Genomic DNA, 4,265 nt, shown 5'->3' with positions numbered 1-4,265 from the left:
AGTGCTGAAGAACTGGAAATGGCTCCGCATAAATTAATTGATATTCTTGACCCTAGCGAAAGTTATTCAGCGGCAGATTTTCGCCGTGATGCATTATTGGCTATAGAAGACATCATTAGCCGTGGTAAGACCCCTTTACTCGTGGGTGGTACCATGATGTACTTTAAGGCATTGTTAGAAGGCTTATCACCATTACCTAGTGCTGATGAAGCCATTAGGCAACAAATATTAGCGCAAGCGCAAACCGAGGGTTGGGAAGCGCTGCATCAAGAATTATGTAACATAGACCCTGTTGCTGGAGAAAGAATTCATCCAAACGATCCACAACGGTTGTCCAGAGCATTAGAGGTTTATCGGATCAGTGGCAAAACAATGACTGAATTGACACAAACTAAGTCAGCCGCTTTGCCGTATGATGTAGTGCAATTTGCTATTGCACCAAACGATCGAAAAGTTTTACATGAGTTAATCGCTAAGCGTTTTAATATCATGTTAGAGCAAGGTTTTATCGAAGAAGTTGCGCGTTTGAAAGCGCGTGATGATTTGCATTTAGAGCTACCATCAATGCGTTGTGTTGGTTACAGACAGTGCTGGCAGTACTTAGATAATGAATTTGATCATGCGACAATGGTCGAAAAAGCTACCGCAGCTACTAGGCAATTGGCTAAACGTCAATTAACATGGTTGAGGAGCTGGCCAGATTTACAGTGGCTTGAAAGTGGTGTAGAAGGGAATTTAGTTACGCTTATGCGACAAAGCCGCTAGCTTATTAGCTGTTGCTGTATAATACTAAAACTAAACAATAAAACTTAATTCAACATATTTTAAAATAAAAAAGGAAATTGAAATGGCTAAGGGGCAATCTTTACAAGACCCATTTTTGAACGCATTGCGTCGAGAGCGTGTACCAGTCTCTATCTATTTAGTGAATGGTATTAAATTACAAGGCCAAGTTGAGTCATTTGATCAATTTGTTATCTTGTTGAAAAATACTGTAAGCCAAATGGTTTACAAACACGCTATTTCAACAGTTGTACCAGCACGCCCATTTAATGTTTCTGCTCACCAGGGTACTGCCCATGGTGAAGAAAGCGATGCTGAATAATTTGAAAAGGAATATAATTTTTGTTTGATCGTTATGAAGCGGGTGAAACAGCTGTATTGGTTCATATAGACTTTTCAGACGAAGAGCGTCGTGAAGATCTAATTGAATTACAGTTGTTAGTTGAATCTGCTGGTGCTCGCTCTGTTGGAGTGATTACTGGCAGCAGACGCTCGCCGGACCGAAAGTTTTTTATTGGTTCCGGCAAAGCAGAAGAACTTGCTGCTATGGTCGCTGCTACTGAAGCCAATGTAGTGATTTTTAATCATGCATTAAGTCCTGCTCAAGAACGTAATCTTGAAGTGGTGTGTCAGTGCCGAGTCTTAGATCGAACTACGTTGATTCTTGATATTTTTGCTCAACGAGCGAGAACTCATGAAGGCAAGATGCAAGTGGAGCTAGCGCAATTGCGCCACATGTCGACACGCCTAATTCGTGGTTGGACTCATTTAGAGCGACAAAAAGGTGGTATCGGGATGCGAGGGCCGGGTGAGACCCAGCTTGAAACAGACCGACGTTTATTACGAGGCCGGATCAAGAATATCAATCGTCGCCTCGACAAAGTAGATAAACAACGCGAGCAAAGCCGACGAGCTCGTAAGCGCAGTGATTTAGCGACTGTGTCTTTAGTAGGTTATACAAATGCGGGTAAATCGACATTATTTAATGCACTAACGTCATCGGATGTTTATGCTGCTGATCAGTTATTTGCAACATTAGATCCGACACTGCGTAAATTATCGTTACCTGATGGTGCGGTCATTTTAGCGGATACAGTTGGGTTTATTCGTCATTTACCTCATGATCTCGTCGCAGCATTTAAAGCCACATTACAAGAAACTCGACAAGCTGAAATTCTTTTGCATGTCGTTGATTGTGCTGATGACAATATGACTGAAAATTTTGACCAAGTACAAAAAGTATTGGAAGAAATTGATGCAGATGAAATCACTCAATTGATTGTATGCAATAAGATAGATTTACTTGAAGATTTCGCGCCTCGTATCGATTACGATGAAGACGGTAAACCTGAGAGGGTTTGGGTCTCTGCGCAAAAACGCATTGGATTTGATTTGCTGCTGAAAGCGATAACCGAATTAATCGGTGAAGTGATTTGCGAGCTTACATTGAAAATACCTGCATCAGCAGGACATTATCTTGGCCAGTTTTATCGACTGGATGCAATACAGCAGAAAGAGTATGACGATCTGGGGAACTGTATTTTATCTGTTCGTTTATCGGACGCCAATTGGCGCCGGTTAGCTAAACAGAGTCAGGGGGAATTAGAGGCATTTATTTTTGAACCTTCAGAAGTAGACGTCACTTGTTAATCTCATTTATTTCATCCAATTATGGAGTGCTAAATGGCTTGGAATGAGCCCGGTAACAAGGGAAATAAAGACCCTTGGGGAAATAAAGGTGGTAACGATAAAGGGCCACCAGATCTTGACGAAGTATTTCGTAACCTATCAAAACGCTTTGGTGGCAAGGGGGGCGGTAGCGCCACTGGTCAGCCATTTAATTCATCTTTACTGATTGTAATTGCCTTGATTGCCTTAGTTATTTGGGCATTGTCTGGCTTATATACGGTCAAAGAAGCTGAGCGTGGAGTGTTACTCCGTTTTGGTCAACACATCGGTGAAGTGAGTTCCGGTTTACATTGGAAAGCCACTTTTATTGACGAAGTGACAATGGTTGATGTGGAAACGTTCCGTTCGATTCCTGCGTCTGGCAGAATGCTGACATCTGATGAAAACATCGTGAATGTTGAACTTGTGGTTCAATACAGCGTATCAGATGCTTATTCATATCTGTACAGTGCTGTTGATGCCAATTCGAGTTTACGTGAAGCGACAGATAGTGCGTTACGTTATGTCATTGGTCATAATCGTATGGATGACATTTTAACCACTGGTCGTGATGCTATTCGTCGTGACACTTGGACTGAGTTAGAGCGTATTATTGAACCGTATAAACTAGGCTTACAAATTCGTGACGTTAACTTTTTACCAGCTCGTCCTCCTGAAGAAGTCAAAGATGCATTTGATGATGCAATCTCTGCTCAGGAAGATGAACAGCGTTTTATTCGCGAAGCTGAAGCTTATGCTCGTGAAATCGAACCTAAAGCGCGTGGTACTGTCGAACGTATGGCACAACAAGCTAGTGCTTACAAAGAGCGTGAAGTTCTTGAAGCTAGAGGTAAAGTCGCTCGATTTGAGAAGTTATTACCTGAGTATAAAGCTGCTCCAGGTGTAACCCGAAATCGTTTATACATTGATGCGATGCAATCGGTGTTGGCTGATACTAATAAAGTACTTATCGACACTAAGAATAGCGGCAATCTGATGTATTTACCTTTGGATAAGTTGATGGATTCTTCTAAGAGTCTGCGCAATCAAGTAGAACCTGAGGTAGAACGTCACATCAATTCTGTTTCTAGTAGTGGTGTTGATACGCCGATTACTAGCATGCCGACTGATGGTCGTCTCAGCCGCGAAGATCGTATTCGCCAAGGGAGGAACTAACAATGGGTAGATTAGCTCTGATCATTCTCGTGATCATTTTAGGGGTGAGCTTTTCCTCTTTGATGGTGGTAAGCGAAGGTGAACGCGCGATTGTTGCACGTTTCGGTAAAGTGCTTAAAGAAGATGGCGCAACAACTGTTTTTGCACCAGGCCTTCACTTTAAATTGCCCTTGGTAGATAAAGTTCGATATTTGGATTCTCGCATCCAGACATTGGATGGTGCTGCGGATCGTTTTGTGACTTCTGAAAAGAAAGACTTAATGGTCGACTCTTATGTTAAGTGGCGTATTCGTGATTTTGAAAAGTACTATCTTTCTACTAATGGCGGTATTAAAGCCAATGCAGAAAGCTTATTACAAGCCAAAATTAGCAACGATTTACGTACTGAATTTGGTCGTCGCACAATCAAAGAAATTGTTTCAGGTAAGCGTGATGAATTGCAAACCGATGCATTAGAAAATGCTTCTGAAAGTGCCGAGAATCTAGGTATTGAAGTGGTTGATGTGCGTGTAAAGCAAATTAACTTACCTGCTAATGTCAGTACTAGTATTTACCAACGTATGCGTGCTGAACGTCAAGCTGTGGCGAAAGAGCACCGTGCGCAAGGTAAAGAGCAAGCTGAAATTATCCGTGCGACT

The 4,265-nt window shown here is 42.0% G+C and carries 5 protein-coding genes; all 5 read left to right on the top strand.

Features of this window, described 5'->3' with window-relative positions:
* Positions 1-765, top strand: a 765-nt coding sequence (gene miaA / locus CXF78_RS13120; RefSeq protein WP_102037050.1) for a tRNA (adenosine(37)-N6)-dimethylallyltransferase MiaA, incomplete at its 5' end; no start/stop codon positions are given.
* An 82-nt stretch (positions 766-847) separates the two neighbouring features.
* Entirely contained in the window at positions 848-1,105 is a 258-nt protein-coding gene (hfq, locus tag CXF78_RS13115) for an RNA chaperone Hfq (protein WP_011638750.1), read from the top strand.
* A 20-nt stretch (positions 1,106-1,125) separates the two neighbouring features.
* Positions 1,126-2,433 (top strand): ribosome rescue GTPase HflX, encoded by a 1,308-nt coding sequence (hflX, locus tag CXF78_RS13110; protein WP_011638749.1) that lies wholly within the window; start codon positions 1,126-1,128, stop codon positions 2,431-2,433.
* A 33-nt stretch (positions 2,434-2,466) separates the two neighbouring features.
* Complete coding sequence (hflK, locus tag CXF78_RS13105; RefSeq protein ID WP_011638748.1) at positions 2,467-3,627, top strand: FtsH protease activity modulator HflK; 1,161 nt, start codon at positions 2,467-2,469, stop codon at positions 3,625-3,627.
* 2 nt (positions 3,628-3,629) lie between these two features.
* Positions 3,630-4,265 (top strand): protease modulator HflC (gene hflC, locus CXF78_RS13100; RefSeq protein ID WP_102037049.1); only part of this gene is annotated, 636 nt, incomplete at its 3' end.

The organism is Shewanella sp. 11B5 (genome assembly GCF_002836795.1).
Lineage (GTDB): Bacteria > Pseudomonadota > Gammaproteobacteria > Enterobacterales > Shewanellaceae > Shewanella > Shewanella frigidimarina.
This window is presented reverse-complemented; position numbering and strand designations above follow the sequence as displayed.

Excerpts from the sequence above, each read along its gene's own strand:
- hflK (WP_011638748.1), top strand. The coding sequence starts at position 2,467 with ATGGCTTGGAATGAGCCCGGTAACAAGGGAAATAAAGACCCTTGGGGA.
- hfq (WP_011638750.1), top strand. The coding sequence starts at position 848 with ATGGCTAAGGGGCAATCTTTACAAGACCCATTTTTGAACGCATTGCGT.